The following is a 20,246-nucleotide window of genomic DNA, read 5'->3' on the forward strand; positions in this document are numbered from 1 at the left end:
CTCATGTCCACACTTTCGCTCGCCCCCGCACGCCCGACGCCGACGGCAGCGCCGCGCGTGGCCGAACGCGCCGCTTATCCGGTGCTGCGCCATCTCGGCATGCTCGGCGATACGCCCCGCCAAGCCGTCGAGCTGATCGAAGCCGCCGCCGTGCGTCTGCTCGACAGCGAGATGGTGATCGCGCTCGATGCAGCGCTTGCCCAGGCGCTGCCGGATTCGGGCGCGTCGACGCCGCTTCGCCACGACGAGGCGCCGCTCACCGAGGCACTGCTCGAGCGAATCGAACACGAAGGGTTGCACGCGCTTTTCAAGCCGTTCATGCGCGCGTTCATCCGGATCATGTTCGGGCTGTTCTTCTCGGAAGACCAAAACCGCCGCGCGTGCGACTGCATCGACTCGGGCCATCAGTTCGCGTTCCTGATGAGCGACGGCGGCGGCCCGACGCTCGCCGCATGGCGCACGCTCGCGCGCAGCGATGCCAGCGGCCTCACGCTGAGCGTCGACAAGGTCTGGGGAATCGAGGCGCAGCGCGATTGCATGGCCGTGATCGCCGCGCGGCTGCCCGGCGTGATGTTTCCGGCCGCCTATCTGGTATGGCCGGACGAATACCGCAAGCTCGCCCGGCAGACGTTCGGCGCGCCGTTTCTCGCCGGCCATCTGCAACTCGCGAACGTGAGCGGCACGGTGCGCGTGTTCGCCGACGACCGGCTGCGCATCGGCGGGCCGACCGTGTTCAACAAATATCTGACCGTCGTGCGCCCGTATTTCGTCCGCGCGCTGATGGCGCACGTCGGCTGGCTCGAACGAAGCGCTCGCGTGTCGCTCGACGCCGACGCGCGCGCGCTGCATCGCTTCATCGCCGAGGCCGCGCGCAGCCAGACGGATCTCGAGCACTACAGCTTCGGCAAGGTGCAGCGCGTGCTGGCGATCAAGCTGCTGTCCAACGAGTTTCTGGGCGCGCTCGTGCGCAACGGCGCCGTCGCGGCGTTCGACGATCAGCGCGATCTGCTCGCGTTCACGAAGATGGAAGGCAGTTCCTACCGCTGCTATCACGAGCTTCGCAAGAGCGTGCGCAGCGCAACCGGCAGTTGACCGACCGTTCCCGATTCCGATTCACCCGTTTCCCACGACGCAACCACGAAGCAACCACGACTCGATATAAGGAGCCTCAACATGACGACCCAAAACGTTCCGGCCGACGCCCTCGACATCCTCGCGCGCGAAGTCGCGAAGATTCTCAACGTCGAAACCGTCGATACGCACGCCGGCATTGGCGAGCTGGGCATCGATTCGTTGAACATCGTCGAGCTGATCGTATTCTGCGAGCAGCTTTACGGATCGATCGACCCGGAAGCGCTGAACATCACGCAGTACACGACGCTGCAGCAACTCGACACGCAGTTGCGCCACCAGCAGCACGCTGCCTGACGCCGCGATGCTCGCCCCGACAGCCGCATCGGCGGCGGCCCCGGCCGCGCCGCCCGCCTCGATGCAGTCCAGCCCGGCGCCGTGCGCCCTGACGCTGCACGCGCTCGCATACCGGCGCGTCGATGCGCCGCCCGGCGACGCCGTGGCCGATCCGCTCGACACGGCGCGCGCGCTCGGCGCGCTGGTCGCGGCCGAGCGCGAACGGCTGTGCGGCTCGGTGTGCGCCGACGACTACGTGCTCAGCTCGACGATCCTGTCGATGCTGCTGATGAACGGCTCGGCGCCGCATCGCGCATTCGCTGATGCGCTCGCCGGCGCGAACGAATACCGCCCCGACTGGATGACCTGCTCATACGAATGCGCGGGCTGGGGTTACGTGCTGCGCCGCACGCTGCTGAAGGCCGCCACCACCGGGCCGCGCACGCTGCTGCTGCAGATCGTCGACGTCGACGTGCACGGCTATACATACTGGCTCGGCAATCCGGCCTGGGGCCGCTCGGGCTTCGGCGTGTGCACGCTGCTCGTCGACGTCGGCCGCGAGGAGCGGCCATCGGTGCGCACCGAGGCCGCCGCGCCCGCGACGGCGGTCGTGCAGTTGGGGCGCGACCTGCGCGCTTTCTGCGCCGAGCGCCCGGGCGCGCGCGCGGCACTGCCGTTCTTTCCGGCCACGTCGCGGCGCGCGCTGCTCGCATCGGTCGGCAAGACGCCGCTGCTGCCCGACGGCCACGCCGCGTTCGGGCACGCGTTCGGCAGCGATCCGTGGATCTCGCTGCTGCTCGCGCATCGCGAAGGCGATACGCCCCGGCACGCGGCTGTCTGCTCGCTTGCGCTGAACGGCTATTACGCGATTGCCGAGTTGGCGCTCGCGCCGCACGCGACGCTCGTGCTCGACGTGGAGCGATGACATGACCAAGCCCGAGCACTTTTCGTATCGGATCGTCCGCGACGCGTCGCAGCCGGTGATCGTCGCCGCGAACGCGTACCGGATGCCGCTCGATACGCCCGCCGACTACGCGCGCGCCACGCTTGCGGCCGACGCCGGCGCCGCCGCGACGGGCGGCGTGCCGCCCGGCCGCGACGGTCCTCGCCAAGGTCGCGACGACGCCCGGCGCGTGCTGCTCGACCATATTCAGTACTACGCGTTTCTCGCCGAACTGACGCAGCGCGTGCGCGCGGCCGTGCATCCCGACGCGCGGCTTTTCTTCGAAGTGTGCGCGCCGCACTTCGCTCCGCTGCCGGCCGCGTTGCTTGCGCCGCACGTGCTGCTCGGCGTGGATTTGTACGACGAGGCGCTGCGCGATGCCGCCGACGGTGCGCCCGTCGTCTGGTTTGCCGACCGGATCGCGCGCGATCTCGATTTCGCCGGCGGCAACACGCTGCGCTGCGCGCTCTGGCCTGCCCGCATGGCGGGCGCGCTCGACGCGCTGCTGCGGCGCGCATGGCCCGCATATGGCGTGCGCATCGAAGCGGACCCGGCCGCGTCCGCCGTTTCCCGCCGTTGTTCCCATTCAGCCCAATCCGGCGCCGCCGCGCGGCCGGGGAGAAGATGAGATGACCGACATGCTGACCGCTGCCCACGACACCGCCGACATCCGCTGGCCGATGCCCGTCGACGCGCTGATGTCGAACGATTACGCGCTGCGCGACGCCGCGCTGAACCGCCTGTACGAAAAGGCCAAGGCGGCGCAGTGGGACGTCGCGACAGACGTCGATTGGCGCCACGAGCTGGACCCGGCGAACCCGCTCGGCATGCCCGACCCGACGCTGCTGATCTACGGCTCCGAACTGTGGAGCAAGCTGTCCGACACGGACAAGCGCGAAGTGCGCCATCACGCGCAGGGCTGGCTGCTGTCGCAAATCCTGCACGGCGAGCAGGCCGCGCTGATCTGCGCGTCGAAGCTCGCATCGGCCGAGGACGGCCTGAGCGCGCGCCTTTGCGCGGCCGCGCAGATGATGGACGAGGCGCGCCACGTCGAGGCATACGCGAAGCTCGTCAACGAAAAGCTCGACGTGCGCTACCCGATGAGCCGCTCGCTCAAGGGGCTCTTGCAAGACACGATCACGAGCAGCGCGCTCGACATGACCAACCTCGGGATGCAGGTGCTCGTCGAGGGAATCGCGCTGTCGATCTTCCAGAGCGTCGTCGCGTACAGCCGCGATCCGTTCGTCAAGGATTTGTTCACGCGCATCCAGCGCGACGAATCGCGCCATTTCGCGGTCGGCCGGATCACGCTGTGCCGCGTCTATGCGGACATGGACGCGCGCGAGCTGCGCGAGCGCGAGGAATTCGTCTGCGAAGGCGCGGCCGTGCTGTACGAGCATCTGTGCGCGGACGACATCTGGGAGCCGATGGGGCTGTCCAAGCGCGAATGCGGCGCGCTGGTGCGCGAATCGCCGGTGTCGAGTTCGATCCGCCGCTCGATCTTCCGCCGGCTCGTGCCGACGATCCGCGAAATGGGCCTGCTGACGCCCACCGTGCAGGCAAGCTTCGAAAAACTCGACGTCCTCGACTACGCGGCCATGCCGCTCAACTGACCATGACGACGACACCGACGCCCGTCACGGGCCGCGAAGATTTCTGGATCGGCATCGATGCAGCCGCCTACGAATTGCCGGGCCCGCCCGTCGACATCGAGGCGTGGGCCGCCGAGCGCGACTACCCCGCCCAGCGCGCGGCCGCGATCGCGCGCTCCGGCAGCCGCTATTTCCACATGGCGCTCGACACGAGCGAGACCGACTTGGCAATCGCCGCGGCCGGCCGGTTGCTCGACGTCGCGCGCGTGAGCCCCGCCGACGTGGGCGCGATCGTGCACGTGCATACCCAGCCGTTCAGCGTGCCGCCCGCGCCGCGCAGTCTGCCGCACGAGCTCGCCGCGCATTGCGGAATCGAACCGCTGTGGCTCGGCTCTATCGCGCAATTGAACTGCGTGTCGGTCGCCGCGGGCATCGAAACTGTGCGCGCGCTGATGCGGCGCCACGCGCAGCTCGACGCGGCGCTGATCGTGTCGTCCGACCGCGTGTACGGCGAGGATTTCCGCATGCGCCAGATGACGGGCGTTCAGTGCGACGGCGCGGCCGCGATGCTGCTCGTGCGCAACAGCACGGCAACCCGCCTCGGCGCAATCGCGATCGAGACGCATGCGAAGTGGTATCGCGGCTCCGATACGGTCGCCGAGAACGAAGCCGACTTGATCGCGATGGAATGGCCCTATACGCGCAAGGCGATCGACGCGGCGCTCGCGCTCGAGCCGCACCCGCTCGACGATTACGCGCTCGTGCTGCCGCACAACGCGGACCTGCCCGGCTGGCGAGCGTTGTGCCGCGCGATGCGCGTGCCGCCGGAGCGGCTCTACGAGGCGAACATCCATGCGCGCGGCCACGCATGCTGTTCCGATTTTCCGATCAATCTCGCGGACGTCGGCCTCGACGCCGTCGCGAAAGGCCAGCGCGTGCTCGGCGTGATGCAGTCGAACTGCGGCGCGTATGCGGCGGCCACGCTCCATCCGGTGACCCGCCATGACGCATGAACTTGAGCGCCCGCCGCGCGCCGACGATGATGCATGGGCCGCCGATTTGCGCACGCCGTGCTACGTGTACGAACCGGAAATCGCAATCGAGCGCTACCGGGCGCTGAAGGCGCGGCTCGGCACACGGCTCATCGTGTCGCTCAAGGCCAATCCGAACCAGGACATGCTGGCCCGCTGCGCGCACGCCTACGAGGACGGCGTGGAGCTCGCGAGCCGCGGCGAACTCGATATCGTGATCGGCCGGATCAAGACGCCGCGCTATCTGAACAATCCGTCGATGGATGAAACGTTCATGCGCGCGGGCCTCGCGTCGCGTTGCCATTTCGTGCTCGACAACCCGGACGCGGTCGCGCGCTTCGTGCCGCTCGCGAGCCACGCCGCGGCATCCGGCACGGCCCCCGGCCAAATCCTGCTCAGGCTGAATGCGGGCGCGCTCGCCGGCGAGCATGCGCGGCCGCACTGGCACGACCATTTCGGGATGACGCCGAACGAAGCCTACGCGGCCGTGCGCGCGCTCGCGGCGGCGGGCCTGCAAGTGGCCGGGCTGCATGTGTTCTCCGGCCCGCACTCGTTCGTTCGGCAGGACCCGGCCGCCCCCGACACGCTCGTCTTGCCCGAGGCGCTCGCGTCGCTCGCGCGCGACCTCGCGGGCGCAAACGGCGCGCCGCTTACGTCGCTGAGCCTGGGCGGCGGCTTTGCGGAAGACCCCGCCCCCGACGCCGCGTTCGAGCGCTACCGCGCCGCACTCGCGCCGCTTGCCGCCACGCATGCGCTCGCGCACGAGGCGGGCCGCGCGATCTTTACCGACGCGGGCACGTTCGTCACGCGGATCGTCGCCGTCAAGCACTGGCCCGAGCGCACGATCGCCGTCTGCGACGGCGGCCTGTCGCACAGCTTCCTGCTCGCGCAAACCGAAACCGTGATGCGACGCCTGGCCTCGCCCCGGCTCGTGCGCGCCAAGCCGGCCGGCGCGTCGCGCGACGTGCCCACCGTGTTCGTCGGCAGCACATGCAGCCGCGCCGACGTGATCGGCCGCACCGACGCGCACACGCCGCCGCCGCAACCAGGCGATCTCGCCCTGTTCCCGCGCTGCGGCGCGTATCACCGCACCTATTCGATGTCGCATTTTCTGTCGCACGAACCAGCCCATGTCTATATCCGGCCCGCGTAGCCCCATCCACGAGGAGTCGACCATGAATGCCTTGATCAGCCTCGCCGACGTGCTCAACGACAGCGCCCGCCGCTGGCCGAATCACACCGCCTATGCCGACGGCAGGCAACAAGCCGATTATGCGCAGTTGGCCGACGCGGTCGAACGCGCGGCGGCCGCGCTCGATGCGGCGGGCATCGCCCCCGGCGATCGCGTCGCGATTTATGCGCCGAAGCAATACGAAACCGTGGTCGCGATCCTGGCCGCGAACGCGCTCGGCGCGATCTTCGTGCCGATCAATCCGCAACTGAAGGAAGCGCAGATCGAACACATCGTCGCCGACAGCGGCGCGGCGCTGTTCGTCACCGGCGCGCAACGGCTCAAGCGGCTGCCAGCGCTCGCCGCGCGCGTGGCCGGGCGCACGCTGCTCATCGAGGCGCTCGGCGAGGCGCTCGGCGAGGCGATCCAGGCGTCGTCCGGCGCGCCGCGCCGCATCGCGCACGGGCCGGTCGACGACGATCCCGCCGCGCTGCTCTACACGTCCGGCTCCACCGGCAAGCCCAAAGGCGTGGTGGTATCGCAACGCAATCTCGTCTCGGGCGCGTTCAGCGTCGCCGCATATCAGGGGTTGCATCCGAGCGACGTGATCCTCGGCGTGCTGCCGCTCAGCTTCGACGCGGGCCTGAGCCAACTGACCACCGCGCTCGTATCGGGCGCGTGCTACGCGCCGCTCGATTTCCTGCAACCGTCCGAGGTGCCGCGCTACTGCGACGCGCGCGGCGTCACGTCGATTACCGGCGTGCCGCCGCTGTGGATGCAGCTCGCGTCCGTCGAATGGAGCGATACCGCGCGCTCGCGAATCCGCCGCTTCGCGAACACCGGCGGCCATCTGGCGACGCCGCTGCTCAAGCGGCTGCGCGCGCTGTACGTGAACGCCGAGCCCTACCTGATGTACGGCCTCACCGAGGCGTTCCGCTCGACCTATCTGCCGCCCGCCGACGCGCAGGTGCGTCCGAACTCGATCGGCAAGGCCGTGCCGAACGCCGAAATTCTCGTGCTGCGCCCGGACGGCACCGAATGCGAGCCCGACGAGCCGGGCGAGCTAGTGCATCGCGGCGCGTTCGTCACGCTCGGCTACTGGAACCAGCCCGAGCTGAGCGCCCAGCGCTTTAGGCCGCTGCCTCGGCGTCACGGGCAGATTCCGCGCGACGGCGTCGCCGTCTGGTCCGGCGACATCGTGCGGCGCGACGCCGACGGCTACCTGTATTTCGTCGCACGCGGCGACGACATGATCAAGACGTCCGGCTACCGCGTGAGCCCGACCGAAGTCGAGGACGTGCTGTTCGCGCTGCCGCACGTGCGCGAAGCCGCCGTGTTCGGCGTGCCGCACACGGCGCTCGGCGAGGCGATCGCCGCGTGCGTCGTATCGACACTCGATGCCGATGCGTGCCGCGCCGACGTCGTGCGTACCTGCCGCGCGGCGCTGCCGACCTATATGGTGCCGCTCGTCGTCGACGTGCGAGCGGCGCTGCCGCGCAATCCGAACGGCAAGATCGACCGCCCCGCGTTAAAGGCGCTGCATCGCGACACATTCACCGGTTCGAACCTGGAGGAAACGCCCGCATGAGCCTGCCGACGCTCGACGAAGTTCGCCACGACACGCGCGGCGCCGCGCGCCGCGCTCCACTCGCCCGCGACGTGCTCACGCTGACGGGCGGCGTCGTAGTCTTGCCGCCCGCCGTTGCGTTCAACGCGATCCAGGCGCAGGAGCGCCATCACGGTTACCGCCATCTGCTGCTGCCACAAGCGCGCTTCGCCCGCCCGCGCGGCCACGGCGCGCTCACGCCCGACGAGGCCGCCCGCCTCGCGCCGGGCGGCCGCCCGACGCTGCGGATCGCGCCGCCCGGACGCAGCCTCGCCGATCTCGCCGCCGACGCCGCCCTCGATCTGCGTGACCAGCTCGGCTCCGGCCAGCTCGCGCGCACGACGCACGTGCTCGTCGCGAGTTGCGCACTCAACGAGACGATCGGCGATTCCGTCGTCGGCCGGATGCAATACGAACTCGGGCTGCAACGCGTGATGCCGCTCGCGCTCGGCCAGAACGGCACGCTCGGCTGGTATAGCGCGCTGACGCTGCTCGACGGCATGCTCGGCCCCGACGATCAGGCGCTCGTGATCGTCAGCGACAAATGGCTGTATCCGTTCTTCCGGCAGTTCGGCGATCTCGTCGGCTACGGCGACGCCGCCGCCGCGATGCTGGTGAACCGCGCCGGCCACGCGCCCGACGGCGCCGCGTGGGGCGGGCTGCGCGGCGTCGCGCTGGCGTTCGGCGAATCGATTGCCGAGCCCTGGGCGGCCGAGCCCGGCGCGCTGCGCGACACGCTCGCGCCGATCGCCGCGCGCGCGATCCAGCATGCGCTCGACGCCGCGGCGCTGCGCGCCGATCAGATCGACTGGTGCGCGCCGCCCGGCTTCGATCCGGAGTTCACCGCGCGCGTGGCTAATGCCGCCTCGCTGCCGCTTGGCTGCCGAATGCAGCACGACCTGGCGGGACACCTGTCGTCGGCCGACTCGGCGGCCGCGCTGATCCGCCTGGCCAGCGCGCTCGACGAAGGCGAGCGCCGCACGGTGCTGGTTTGGGACGCGGCGCTGCACGGCGCGGCCGCCGCTGCCGTGTGCGACGTGACGGGCGGCTTCGATGCCGCACTCGACATCGACGGAGATGCGCGATGAGCGCCTATAAAGTCAGCCTGCGCGAACTGCGCTTCTTTCTGTGGGAACTGTTCGAGGCGGACCGCCGCTTTCTGTCCGACGGGCCTTATGCGACGCACGATCGCACCGCGATCGACGCGCTGCTCGAACGCGCGCGCGACTTCGCGCACGATCTCGGCCTCAGCTATCAACAAGCCGACATCGAGGGCTGCACGCTGCTCGACGATGGCCAGGTGCGGATTCCGTCGCATTTCCACGCGCTGTGGGCACGCTTTCGCGACGAGTGGGCGAACACGCTGTTCGGCTCCACACATGGGCTGCCGCCGATCGTCACGCAGATGATCTACGAAATGTTCATGGGCGCGAACCCGTCGTTCATGACCTATGGCGGCTTCACGCGGCCCGCGGTCAAGCTGCTGCAGATGCACGGCACGCCGCGCCAGAAGGCGCTGATCGCGCCGCTCGAGGCGTACCGCTGGGATGCGTGCTTCTGCGCGACCGAGCCGCAGGCCGGCACCGATCTGACCGCGGTCGCGCTGCGCGCGACGCCGCTCGAACACGATATCTATGCGATAACGGGCGAGAAAATCTACATCTCCGCCGGCATGCATGAGCTGACCGACAACACGCTGTATTTCGTGCTCGGGCGAATCGACACCGCGACGCCCGATTCGTTCTCGCTGTCGTGCCTCGTCGTGCCGCGTTTCTGGCCGGACGAGACGACGGGCGAATTGCTGCCGAACCATGTCGAATGCATCGGCCTGCCGCGCAAGATGGGCCTCAAGGGCTGCGCGAACACTCATCTCGTGTTCGGCGCGCGCGGCACGACCCGCGGCTGGCTGCTCGGCGGCCGCCGCAACGTCGGCCTGCTGCAACTGATGCCGCTGATGAACCAGGCGCGGATGAGCACCGGCATGTTCGGCGTCGGCGTCGCATCGAGCGCGTATCTGCATGCAGTCGACTACGCCGGGCGCCGGCTGCAAGGCCGGCCGATCGCGCACGCGTCGAACACCCACGCGGCGCGCGTACCGATCATCGAGCACGCGGACGTGCAGCGCATGCTCATCGACATGAAAAGCCGCATCGACGGCTGCCGCGGGCTGCTCGGCAAGCTTGCCGCGACCGCGACCCGCGCGGCGATACTCGAAGCGACGCCCGGCGCGGACCCGGCCGACATCGAGCGCCACCGCAAGCTGCAACTGCTGCTCACGCCGATCTGCAAGGCATTCATCTCCGATCAGGCCTGGCGGATCTGCGAAACCGCGATCCAGGTGCACGGCGGGCTCGGCTACACCGACGCCAGCCCCGTCGAGCAATGCGCGCGCGACGTGAAGATTCTGTCGATCTGGGAAGGCACGAATTACATTCAGGCGCAAGACCTCGTGCGCGACAAACTCGGCTTCGGCCGGCATTCGCGGCTGATCCAATACTACCGCGACGAACTTGACGCGTTCGTCGCCCGCCAGCCGCATGCCGATACGCCCGCCGACCTGCGGCCGCTGTTCGACGCGCTGCGCGCGGGCGCCGAGTGCATCGGCGCCGCGCTCGACCACATCGCACGCGACGTGCAGGACGGCCACACGCATCGCAGCAGCCAGTTCTACACGCGCTTTCTGGAGATGTTCGGCATCGTCACGTCGGCCTGGGTGCTGCTCGAATCCGCATGCATCGCCGCGCGCGCGCTCGCCGGGCAAGCGCTTGCCGACGAGCCGGCCGAAGCCGCGTTTTACCGCGGCAAGCTCAAGAGCGCGCGCTACTACTTCGCGAACGTGCTGCCGCTCGTTCACCAGCACGCCGCCGTGATCGCGTCGATGAGCGACGCCGCGATCTCGGTGAGCAGCGACGAACTCGCTCAGGTGGAATGACATGAACATGGACACGGACACGACCGCCCTGCGCCCGGAACCCGCCGACGCTCCCCCTCGCAACCTGCTCGGCCGCCCCGCCACCCGCCATCGCGGCACCGACATCGACGGCGCGACGCTCGCGCCCGACGAGGCGCTGCGCGTGCGCAGCGTCGATCTGAACGCGTTGATCAGCGCGGTGACGTTCGAAGGCGCGCTCGCGCATCTGTGGTTCGACGTCGCGCCCGGCAGTAGCGCGCATACGGCGCGCGAAACCGCGATCCGCGAACGGCTCGCCGCGCACGCGGCGGCGTTCGCGCGCGGCTCGGCCGCGCAGGACGTCGCCGCCGGCATGGGCGCGGCCGGCGTCGCGCCGGTGTTTGCCGCCGCCGCCGGCCTGCTGCGCGGGCTCGACGATGCGCTTGGCCGGCTCGCCGCCGATCCGCGCTGCGACGCCGACCTAGACGCGATGCTCGCATGCGCGGCCGTGGCGCCGTTGCTGCTGCACGCGGCCATCGAAGGGCGGCCTTACGCCGCGGCCGCCGCCGGCGATACCCTGTGCGACCCCGCCGCCACCCAGGCGCAGCGCATGCTCGCGCTGACCGGCGCGACGCGCCGCGGCCCGGCCGCCGACGCGGCAATGGATGCGTTGCTCGTCGCGTGGCACGCGGGCTTTGGCTACATCACGCCGACCGTGCTCGCGCCGCGCGTGGCGATCGGCACCGGCGTGACGCTGGTGCAGGCGGTCGCGGCGGGCTTCATGGCGAGCGGCCCGTCGCACGTCGGGGCGGCGCTCGAAGCAATGGGCTGGCTCGCGACGCTCGCTGCCGCCGCCACGCCCGAGCCCGCCGTCCCGGCCGCGCGCGACGCGCTCGAAGCGGCCGCGCGCGCGGCGATCGACGACGATCTCGACGCCAAGCGCACGCTGTACGGCTTCGGTCATCCGCTTTTCGTCGCCGATCCGCGCCCGCCGCACCTGCGCCGGCTATTCGCCGCACGCGGCTTCGACGGCCCGTATCTGACGCTGTTCGACGCGTGCTGCGCGCACGCCGACGCACGCCGCGGACTGCGCCCCAACATCGATTTCCTGACCGCCGCCGCGCTGCTCGAACTCGGCGTCGCCGCGCCGTCGTGGGGCGTCGGCGTCGGCCTCGGCGCGCGCATCGCCGCGATGTGCGCGCATGCGCTCGAGCGCCGCCAGCGGCCGGCGTTCGGCGTCAACAGCGCAACCGCGCGGCGCCTGCTCGCCGCCGTGCCGGTCGGCTGGCTCTGACGGACGGCCCCTTTGCCCCATTCGCAATCCATCAACATGCGAGGAACGACATGCTGCTCAAGAATCTGCGTCCGGCCAACGACTACGACCGCTTCGCCACCGAAACGCTCGAACCGTGGGATCTGTTGTTCATCAGCCGCATCCGCCAGCTCGCCCGCGGGATGAACGCGGGCGTGATCGCCGATATCGGCACGGCAACGGGCGTCGTGCCGGTCCGGCTGGCGGCCGATCCGGCGATGGCCGGCTGGCGCTACGTCGGCATCGATCTCGACCCGGCCATGCTCGACGAGGGCCGCCCGCGCATCCATGCGCTCGGCCTGGACGACGTCATCGAGCTGCGGGTCGGCGACGCGCTCGCGCTGCCCTTCGACGACGGCGAATTGACGATGGCGGTGGGCCGCGCGACGCTGCACCACTTGCCGGACAAAGCACTCAGCCTGACCGAGATGTTCCGCGTGCTGCAACCGGGCGGCGTCGCGCTGGTTCACGACATGCGGCGCGATGCGCCTCAGCACCTGCTCGATCGCTTCACCGCGATGCGCGCGGCGGCCGACTATCCGCCGACTCACGTCGAGGAGAAGATCACGCTCGACGAAGCGCACGCGCTCGTCGCGCAGGCCGGCCTCGCGGCGCACGCGTCGATCTACAGCCCGAGCGCCGGGCTCGGCGCACTCGGCTTCGAAATCCTGCTGAAAAAACCCGCGCTTGCGTAACGCCATGCCGACTCCCGCCCCGCTTGCCGGCGGTGCCGCCGCGCTGTTCGATGATGACCGCGTCGCATGCGCGCCGCTCGTCGAGCACGCCGCGCTGCCGCTTTGCATCACGCCGCGCGATCCCGCGCTCGCGGCGTCGCCCGACGCATTCGCCGCGTGGTACGGCGCGCGGCTTGCCGACATCGACCAGCTGCTCGACGCGCGCGGCGCGCTGTTGTGGCGCGGTTTCGCCGTGCCCGACACCGCCGCGTTCGGCCGCCTCGGCGCGCTCTATCCGCCGCACGCGAACGGCTACACCGCGGGAGCCGCACCGCGCCGCCAAATCGCCGGCGAAGTGTACGAATCGACGCGGATGCCCCCGCCGTTCAAGATCGGCTTGCATCAGGAGATGGCCTATATGCCGGCGTTTCCCCGGCTCGTCGCGTTCTATTGCCGGCGGCCGGCCGACGCGGGCGGCGAAACGCCGATTTGCGACATGCGCCGCGTGACCGCGCGAATTCCGGCCGCGCTGCGCGAGCGCTTCGCCGCGCGCGGCGTGATGTATCTGCGCAACTTCGCCGCGCCGGGCGAACGGGCGGCCAGCAGCAACCGGTCGGGCATGGCGTTCGGCGAATACCACCGGCCGTGGGACGACGCATTCGGCACCGCCGAGCGCGCCGACGTCGAACGGCTGTGCGCGGCACGCGGGCTCGGCTGCCGCTGGCTCGACGACGGCAGCGTGACCGTGTCGCACGTCGGCCCCGCGCTGCGCACGCATCCGCGCACCAGCGACGTGCTGTGGTTCAACCAGGCGAGCGCGCAGCATCCGAACCCCCGCTCGATGGGCGATTTCAGCTATCGGCAATTGCAGCGCGTATTCGGCGGCCGCGCCGCGTTTCCATACGAGGTCCGCTACGGCGACGGCACGCCGATGCCGTTCGACGATCTCGTCCCCATCTACGATGCGTTCGACAGCGAGGAAATCGCGTTCCCGTGGCAAGCGGGCGACGTGCTCGTCGTCGACAACATGCTGGTCGCGCACGGCCGCAACCCGTACCGGGGCGCGCGCGACACGCAAGTGATGCTGTTCGACTGAGCGGATGCCGCCGATGAGTGTGTCCTTTCCCGCCCTGCTGCGCGCGATACTCGATCCGCGCCACGCATTCGACTGGCCCCGGCTGTTCGGCACGCAGCAGCCGCCCGCGCGGCACGCGCCGCAAGCCGCGCTGAGCGCGGCCGCGATCGACGTCGCGGCGGGCGATTTCCGTTTCGTTGCACACGACGTGCGCTTTCGCCTGGGCGCGATCACCGCGATCGTCGGGCCCAACGGCGCGGGCAAGAGCACGCTGCTCGAGACGCTGCTCGGCTTTCGGCGCGGCGGCCGCGACGTGCGCGTGCTCGATGCGCCCGCGCCGCACTTCATGCGCGAACCTGCTTCGCTGCGCCGGCTCGGCGCGCAACTGCAGAAGGTCGAATATCCGGATCATGCGCGCGTCGACGAAATCGTCGCGCTGCATCGCGCGATGTACCGCCGCGCGGACCCGGACGTCACCGCCGCGCTCGGCATCGGCGAGCTGCTCGGCAAGCCGTGCCGCGCGCTGTCGAAAGGGCAACGCCAGCGCGTCGATCTGTACGTCGCGCTCGCGCACCGGCCCGAGCTGGCCGTGCTCGACGAGCCGTTCACCGGCCTCGACCGGCGGTATACGGGCGCCGTCACCGGGCTGCTGTGCGCGCGCGCCGCAGCCACCAGCATCGCGATGATCTGCCACAGCGCCGACGAGCTTGCGCTCGTCGACGATCTCGTCTGGGTCCGCGACGGCGGCATCCGCTACCAGGGCGCCAAGGACGCGCTGATAGCGGCGAGCGTCGGCCACGCGCGCGCCGCGCTGCACTGCCGCGACGCCGCCGAGGCCCGCGCGCTGCGCGCGCGGCTCGCCGGGTTGCCGGGCGTCGTCAACGTTCGCGCGCCGCAGCCGCTCGTTGCCGAAGCGTTCGGCGACGCGACGCTTCACGCGCGCGTGCATGCGCTCATCGGCGAACAGGGCATTCAGCATCTGGAACTCGCGCCCAGTACGCTCGAGGATCTGCTGCGCGTATGCACGGAGGGGCCACGCGATGCTTAAGGTATTCGCAATCCTGGTGCGCAACGAGCTGCTCGGCTTTCTGCGCAGCCGCTCGTCGCTGTTCTGGACGCTCGTCTTTCCGGTGTTCTTGCTCAGCGTGATGCTGTTCGCATTCGGCGGCTCGAACTCGCTCGGCACTGTCGACATCGCATTCGATGCGCCCGGCGGCACGACGCTGTACCGTGACGCGTGCCGTGCCGAAATCGTCGCGAGCCTGGCGCGCAGCGACGTCGTCAAGGCAACGATCGTCGCCGCGGGCGCGCGCGGCAGCACCGAACGCGTCAACGTCGTGCTCGGCGCCGACGCGCACACGCCCGCGACGATACGCTACGACTTCAACGGCTCGCTCGCCGCGAAAGCCGCATCGCGGGTGATCGAGATCGCGCTCGCGCGCTGCGCCGCGCAAGGGCTCGGCCTGCCCGCCGAGCCGGCGCGCTTCGAGAACGCCGCGCCCGAGCGCCGTGCATTCGACTACGGCGCATTCTTCGCAACCGGCATTCTCGTGATGGCGTTCATGGCGATCGGCTTGAATTCCACCGCGACCGCGATCGCCGCGCTGCGCGAGCGCAACACGTTCAAGCTCTATGTCTGCTTTCCGGTGTCGCGCGGCGTGTTCCTCGGCGCGCTGATCGTCGCGCGCATGGCGATGATGGCGCTGTCCGCCGTGGTGCTGCTCGCGGTTGCGCGCTTCGCGTTCGGCATCGCATTGCCGATCGTCTCGCCTGCCGGGCTGCGCGCGCTGCCGGTCGTGCTGCTCGGCGCGGCGATGGTGCTGAGCTTCGGCGTGCTGCTCGCGAGCCGCGCGCAGTCGCTTGCCGCCGCCGAGCTTGCGTGCAACGTCACGTACTATCCGCTGCTGTTCTTCAGCGATCTGACGATTCCCATGCACGATGCGCCGTCCTGGCTCAAGGCCGCGCTCGCGTTCCTGCCGACCAATCAGTTCGCGGTCGCGCTGCGCGGCCTGCTGCTCGATGGCGCGCAGTATGCGCAGTTCGCGCCGCAGCTTGCCGGCATGGCGGCAAGCACGCTGCTGTTCCTGTTCGTGTCCGCGCGCCTGTTCCGTTGGCACGACGCATGAGCATCCATTCGCTTTCCTGAAGGAGAAACGCCCGATGACCCCCTCCCGCCATCCGCTCACCGACTACCTGCTGCATGCGAGCAACTTTCTGCCGGCGATCGTGTTTCTGTTCTACGGCCGGCTCGGCCCCGGCCAGCCGGACGAGCGCTGGACCCATGCGTTCCTGATCGGCGGCGTGCTCGCGCTCGCGCATGGCGCATGGCTGCTGCGCCGCGCCGAGCGCAACAGCATCGCGATCGGCGTCGACCTGTTTCTCGTGATCGGCGCGTTGCTCGCGCTCGTGTCGCCGGCCGGCAGCCGCTTATGGGGCGAGGAACTCGGCCCGGCCGCGATGCTCGTCTGCGTGCTCGCGGTAGGCGTCGCGCTGACCGCGTGGTCCGCCGGCGGCTTCGTCGACGGTGCATGCGCCGAGCACCGGCGGGTGCGCGCGTTGTCGTTCGTGATGATCGTCGCCACGGTCGTCGCGCTCGGCGTGTCGATCGCGATGCGCCACAGCCCGCTGTGGGGCGGCGTCGTGCCGTTGATCGCGCTCGTCGTCGTGCGCGGCCGGCTGCGCCGCCAACTCGCGCAGGTTCACTGACATGGGCGCTCCGACCGAAACGGTTGAAACGGCGCGTGTGGTTCGGCCGGACGATGCGCTTGAATCGACGCATGGGGTTCGGCCAGCCGATACGCTTGAATCGGCGCATGCGGCTCGGCCAGCCGATACGCTTGAATCGGCGCATGCGGTTCGGCCAGCCGATACGCTTGAATCGGCGCATGCGGCTCGGCCAGCCGATACGCTTGAATTGGCGCGTGTGGCCCGGCCAACCGATGCGCTTGAATCGGCGCATACGGCCCGACCAGCCAACGCACGCGAAACGGCAAAAATGGCTCAACCGCCCGATACACACCCGGCAGCGCCTACGGCACCACAAGCCGCCGCGCTCGCCGCCGCACTCGGCGACGGCTGGCTCGAGGGCGATGCAGGCGCGCCCTATCTGACCGACATCATGCAGATCAGCGGCGCAGCGCTCGGCGTCGCGCGGCCCGCATCGACCGCCGATGCCCAGGCGCTCGTGCAAGCCGCGCATGCCCATTGCATCACGCTCGTCCCGCAGGGCGCGCGCACCGGGCTGGTCGGCGCGGCAGTACCCGATCGCAGCGGTGCGCAATGTGTCGTATCGTTCGACCGGATGCGTCGCATTCGCGCGCTCGACGTCGCGAACCGCAGCATCACGGTCGACGCGGGCGTGCGGCTGTCCGAGCTGAACCGCGCGGCGGCCGAGGCCGGGCTCACCCTGCCGATCGATCTCGGCAGCGATCCGAGCGCGGGCGGCCTGGTCGGCGCGAATGCGGGCGGCAGTCGGCTCATCAAATACGGCGACGTGCGCCGCAACGTGCTAGGCATCGAAGCCGTGCTCGCCGATGCGCACGGCACGGTGATCGACGCACTCGCGCCGCTGCGCAAACGCAACGCCGGTTTCGATCTGAAGCAGTTGTTCATCGGCGCGGGCGGCGCGCTCGGGCTCGTCACCGCAGTCTCGTTCTCGCTTGCGCCGCTTGAACGCTCGTCTTACGCGGCGCTCGTCGCGTTCGCCTCCTATGACGCCGCGCTCGCGGGCCTGCTCGCGTTCGAGCGGGCGTTCGGCGAACTGCTGTGCGCATTCGAGTTCATGTCGTCCCGTGCCATCGCGCGCGCCGCCGCGGCGTTTCCCAATCTGTCGGTCCCGCTGCCGGATACGCCTGCCGCGTGCTTCGCGCTCGTCGAGATCGCCTCCGGCATGCCCGGTCTGGACGCGCTGTTGGAAACGCGCGCGCTCGACACGCTCGATGCGCTCGTCGGCCGCGGCGACGCGCTGGACGCCGCCTGCGCCACCGCCGAGCGTTTCTGGCGGCTGCGCGATAGCCTGCCTGCCGCCGTCGCGCAGGATGGCCTGCCGCTGTCGTTCGACGTATCGTTCGCGCGCGGCGCGCTCGCGCCGTTCATCGCCGATACCGAACGCTGGCTGGCCGACACGCATCCGGCGCTCGGCTGCTACGCATTCGGCCATTTCGGCGACGGCGGCTGCCATCTCGTCGTATCGATTCCGCATGCATGCGCCGAGCAATACGGCGCGGTACGGCAAATCGCGCTGCGCGGCGCGCTGTACGAACGCGTCGCGCGCTTCGGCGGCTGCTTCAGCGCCGAGCACGGCGTCGGCCCCGCCAATCTCGCGTATTACCGCAAATATGTGCGCGCCGAAGAGCGGGCTGCCGCATCCGCCGTTCAATGCGCGCTCGACCCGCTGCGGCTCGTCGGGCGCGTTCGCTATTGACCGATACCCCTTCGATTTCGACAGGATGCCGATCATGGTCCGTTTCTCCACCGATGCCGGTTCCGATGGCGGTTCCGAACCCAGCCCCGATTCCGGCATCGCTTCCAGGCCCGATCCCGGCTTCGATTCCGGTCTCGATTCCGGTCTCGATTCCGGTTGCGATTCCGGCTTCGATTCCCGCGTCGCTTCCGGCGTCGAAACCACCGGCTCGCCGCGAACACCGGCGCCGCTTCCGTCGCTGCCTGCCGACGATGCAACCGCCGCACTGCCGAATGCCGGCGCATTGATCAGCGTTCAAGGTATCGCTCGCATCGTGACGTTGGCGCCGAACGAGCAAGCGCGTCCGTCGCTGTGGCGGCGACTGATGCGCTGGCGCGAATGCGCGGGACGCTGAGCGTCAAAAGAATCGGTCGCGGCAATCTCGTGAATATCGCTTACGGGCCGCGTGCCGCCGCCGGGCAATCGAAACGACGTTCGACATGCAGCGCAAACGCAAGCAAGCGCCGCCCGCCGCGGCCTGCATGCGCGTGCCCGTCGACACAAGCGCTAGCCTTCGGGGTGATGGCAAACCACTTCGATATTGTGTCCGTCCGGGCCAATGACGAAAGCCGCATAGTAGTTCGCGTGATAGCGCGTGCGCAGGCCGGGCGCACCATGATCCCGACCGCCCGCCTCCAGAGCCGCGCGATGGAAATCATCCACTTGCCGGCGATTCTCGGCCGTGAATGCCAAGTGAAGATGCGCCGGTTTCTCGTCGGTTTGGAACAGGCACAATGAAACCTTGCCGTCCGAGCTAAGCTCGATACCAAGAGGACCTTCCAGAACCACGGCTATACCGAGCGGTTCGAGCGCCTTGAGGAAAAACGCCTTACTCGCCTCATAATCGCTGACTCCGAATACGACGTGATCGAACATGCGTGCTCCAGCAATGAGTGGACGTGCGCAAAGCGTAAGCGTCTGCCAACGCGGCACCGAACGCTGCGTGCGCGATACCCGCAAAAAAAAGATGCGTCGAGGACGGCCGGCACACACGGCGCGGATCTCGACGACGAAGTATCCTCCGTCAAGGTGCGCCGGTAAAGGCGGCGAGGCACTCATCCGGTACCGCAGGAAAAGCAGCTCGAAACAGATCGCCGCCGTGCAACGCCCCTCTCTTGCGAGCCTCGCGGCATCGATGCGGCGAAACCGGAAGCAATGCGCGTCCGCTATCGGCGGGCGGCATGGGATCGCGCGCCGCGCCGGCCATCGGCAGGCCCATATCCGCGCGACACTTCAGCACCATCAACATGCCGCTGCCGGTGAAGCTCTCCGATCATCCGCGGCTGATCTGTCACACTTTCCGACGCCGCAACGATGCTGAAAGAGGCGCGTCGCGCGGCAAGGCTTTTCGAAAAAAAAGACCCGGACTCGTCCGGGTCGTCATCGGCACCGCCAGCTCTGCGAACCTGCTCGTCAACGCGCCGCGAATAGGGATGCGATTGCTGTCATCCTTCGTTCGGCGCTTTGTCATACCGAGCGGCCGCCTCACCGCACCCTTTTCAAAAAAACCACATTAGGCTGTGCGCCCGGAATCTGCCCGCTCGGCCAATAACCGCATTTCGACGGATCGGCGGAATATCCGATCGGTTGCCAATCGGACGGCCACGAAAAACTCCAGCATGCGGAAATGGTCGAGCCCACGGGCATATCGTGGAAATACGTCATTTCCTGCCAATTGGGACTCGGCAGCCCTCCCGGCGGCGTGCACTGCGGATTGTTACGTTGATTGGTGACAATCCACCAGGACGTGATTTGAGCCGGAAAACCCGCCACCACGCCGGTTCGGTAATTATAAAAACAGGCCGACACGGTGGGCGCGCCGTTTTGCCCGGTGCCGGGCGTCAGCCCGACCGCGGCAGGATCGGGAATACCAGGTGTGGATTGAGCATGCAAAGGCGCGGCGTGGATAAACAACGCGGCAAGCGCCACCGTGGAACCTCGGAATGCAATGCGGCAAAATTTCATGGCCAGTCCCCTTTAATAATTAATTCGAATCAGCGACGCCCCCGATTTTTTCATCAAGGGTCAATCATTGTACTGGCGCGTTTCAATTCAATTAACCAATTTCGTCGATTGAAATAAT

Annotated in this window: 21 protein-coding genes; 19 read left to right on the forward strand and 2 right to left on the reverse strand. The window is 69.1% G+C overall.

What is annotated here, in order from left to right:
- Window positions 1–3: 3 nt before the first annotated feature.
- The 18 genes from AQ611_RS22750 (at window position 4) to AQ611_RS22840 (ending at window position 18,518) form a co-directional block, all read left to right on the forward strand.
- Window positions 4–1,092 carry a hypothetical protein gene (locus AQ611_RS22750; RefSeq protein WP_069236150.1) on the forward strand — a complete coding sequence of 363 codons (1,089 nt, stop codon included), beginning with the start codon at window positions 4–6 and terminating at the stop codon, window positions 1,090–1,092.
- Window positions 1,093–1,173: 81 nt separating this feature from the next.
- Window positions 1,174–1,428: an acyl carrier protein gene (locus AQ611_RS22755; RefSeq protein ID WP_059518865.1), complete on the forward strand. Its 255-nt coding sequence runs from the start codon at window positions 1,174–1,176 to the stop codon at window positions 1,426–1,428.
- A 7-nt stretch (window positions 1,429–1,435) separates the two neighbouring features.
- Window positions 1,436–2,332, forward strand: a complete 897-nt coding sequence (locus tag AQ611_RS22760) for a hypothetical protein (RefSeq protein WP_083237515.1) — start codon at window positions 1,436–1,438, stop codon at window positions 2,330–2,332.
- Between the two features lies 1 nt (window position 2,333).
- A complete protein-coding gene (locus AQ611_RS22765) occupies window positions 2,334–2,978 on the forward strand; it encodes a hypothetical protein (RefSeq protein WP_069236151.1) in 645 nt (214 codons plus the stop codon).
- Window position 2,979: 1 nt separating this feature from the next.
- A complete protein-coding gene (locus AQ611_RS22770) occupies window positions 2,980–3,963 on the forward strand; it encodes a ferritin-like domain-containing protein (protein ID WP_069236152.1) in 984 nt (327 codons plus the stop codon).
- Window positions 3,964–3,965: 2 nt separating this feature from the next.
- On the forward strand, window positions 3,966–4,955 hold the full coding sequence (locus AQ611_RS22775) for a beta-ketoacyl-[acyl-carrier-protein] synthase family protein (RefSeq protein ID WP_059518857.1): 990 nt from the start codon (window positions 3,966–3,968) through the stop codon (window positions 4,953–4,955).
- Window positions 4,945–6,126 (forward strand): type III PLP-dependent enzyme domain-containing protein, encoded by a 1,182-nt coding sequence (locus AQ611_RS22780; protein WP_069236153.1) that lies wholly within the window; start codon window positions 4,945–4,947, stop codon window positions 6,124–6,126. The genes AQ611_RS22775 and AQ611_RS22780 overlap by 11 nt, the downstream gene beginning before the upstream one ends.
- Window positions 6,127–6,148: 22 nt before the next feature.
- Window positions 6,149–7,732, forward strand: coding sequence for an acyl-CoA ligase (AMP-forming), exosortase A system-associated (locus tag AQ611_RS22785; RefSeq protein ID WP_069236154.1), 1,584 nt, complete (start codon window positions 6,149–6,151; stop codon window positions 7,730–7,732).
- The gene (locus tag AQ611_RS22790) at window positions 7,729–8,838 is read left to right on the forward strand and encodes a hypothetical protein (protein WP_069236155.1); all 1,110 of its coding nucleotides are present in this window, start codon (window positions 7,729–7,731) and stop codon (window positions 8,836–8,838) included. Before AQ611_RS22785 ends, AQ611_RS22790 begins: the two co-directional genes overlap by 4 nt.
- Window positions 8,835–10,682, forward strand: a complete 1,848-nt coding sequence (locus tag AQ611_RS22795) for an acyl-CoA dehydrogenase family protein (RefSeq protein WP_069236156.1) — start codon at window positions 8,835–8,837, stop codon at window positions 10,680–10,682. Before AQ611_RS22790 ends, AQ611_RS22795 begins: the two co-directional genes overlap by 4 nt.
- A gap of 7 nt (window positions 10,683–10,689) precedes the next feature.
- Window positions 10,690–11,934: a citrate/2-methylcitrate synthase gene (locus AQ611_RS22800; protein WP_069236477.1), complete on the forward strand. Its 1,245-nt coding sequence runs from the start codon at window positions 10,690–10,692 to the stop codon at window positions 11,932–11,934.
- A gap of 50 nt (window positions 11,935–11,984) precedes the next feature.
- Window positions 11,985–12,647 carry a class I SAM-dependent methyltransferase gene (locus AQ611_RS22805; RefSeq protein ID WP_069236157.1) on the forward strand — a complete coding sequence of 221 codons (663 nt, stop codon included), beginning with the start codon at window positions 11,985–11,987 and terminating at the stop codon, window positions 12,645–12,647.
- Between the two features lie 4 nt (window positions 12,648–12,651).
- Complete coding sequence (locus AQ611_RS22810; protein WP_069236158.1) at window positions 12,652–13,722, forward strand: TauD/TfdA family dioxygenase; 1,071 nt, start codon at window positions 12,652–12,654, stop codon at window positions 13,720–13,722.
- Window positions 13,723–13,735: 13 nt separating this feature from the next.
- A complete protein-coding gene (locus tag AQ611_RS22815; RefSeq protein ID WP_069236478.1) occupies window positions 13,736–14,749 on the forward strand; it encodes an ATP-binding cassette domain-containing protein in 1,014 nt (337 codons plus the stop codon).
- The gene (locus tag AQ611_RS22820) at window positions 14,742–15,827 is read left to right on the forward strand and encodes an ABC transporter permease (RefSeq protein WP_069236159.1); all 1,086 of its coding nucleotides are present in this window, start codon (window positions 14,742–14,744) and stop codon (window positions 15,825–15,827) included. The genes AQ611_RS22815 and AQ611_RS22820 overlap by 8 nt, the downstream gene beginning before the upstream one ends.
- A 34-nt stretch (window positions 15,828–15,861) precedes the next feature.
- Complete coding sequence (locus AQ611_RS22825) at window positions 15,862–16,407, forward strand: permease (protein WP_069236160.1); 546 nt, start codon at window positions 15,862–15,864, stop codon at window positions 16,405–16,407.
- 289 nt (window positions 16,408–16,696) lie between these two features.
- Entirely contained in the window at window positions 16,697–18,124 is a 1,428-nt protein-coding gene (locus AQ611_RS22835) for an FAD-binding oxidoreductase (protein WP_069236162.1), read from the forward strand.
- 34 nt (window positions 18,125–18,158) lie between these two features.
- Window positions 18,159–18,518, forward strand: a complete 360-nt coding sequence (locus AQ611_RS22840) for a hypothetical protein (protein ID WP_146011743.1) — start codon at window positions 18,159–18,161, stop codon at window positions 18,516–18,518.
- A 152-nt stretch (window positions 18,519–18,670) separates the two neighbouring features.
- Here AQ611_RS22840 and AQ611_RS22845 read toward each other — a convergent pair whose 3' ends face one another.
- Complete coding sequence (locus tag AQ611_RS22845) at window positions 18,671–19,039, reverse strand: VOC family protein (protein WP_059518804.1); 369 nt, start codon at window positions 19,037–19,039, stop codon at window positions 18,671–18,673.
- Window positions 19,040–19,344: 305 nt separating this feature from the next.
- On the opposite strand from AQ611_RS22845, the gene AQ611_RS25925 reads away from it, so the two are divergent.
- Window positions 19,345–19,680: a hypothetical protein gene (locus tag AQ611_RS25925; RefSeq protein ID WP_146011744.1), complete on the forward strand. Its 336-nt coding sequence runs from the start codon at window positions 19,345–19,347 to the stop codon at window positions 19,678–19,680.
- Here the strand turns inward: AQ611_RS25925 and AQ611_RS22850 are convergent.
- Window positions 19,649–20,128 (reverse strand): hypothetical protein, encoded by a 480-nt coding sequence (locus AQ611_RS22850; protein WP_069236164.1) that lies wholly within the window; start codon window positions 20,126–20,128, stop codon window positions 19,649–19,651. The two genes, AQ611_RS25925 and AQ611_RS22850, sit on opposite strands and share 32 nt — an antisense overlap.
- Window positions 20,129–20,246 lie beyond the last annotated feature (118 nt).

Source organism: Burkholderia singularis, from assembly GCF_001718875.1.
Classification (GTDB): domain Bacteria; phylum Pseudomonadota; class Gammaproteobacteria; order Burkholderiales; family Burkholderiaceae; genus Burkholderia; species Burkholderia singularis.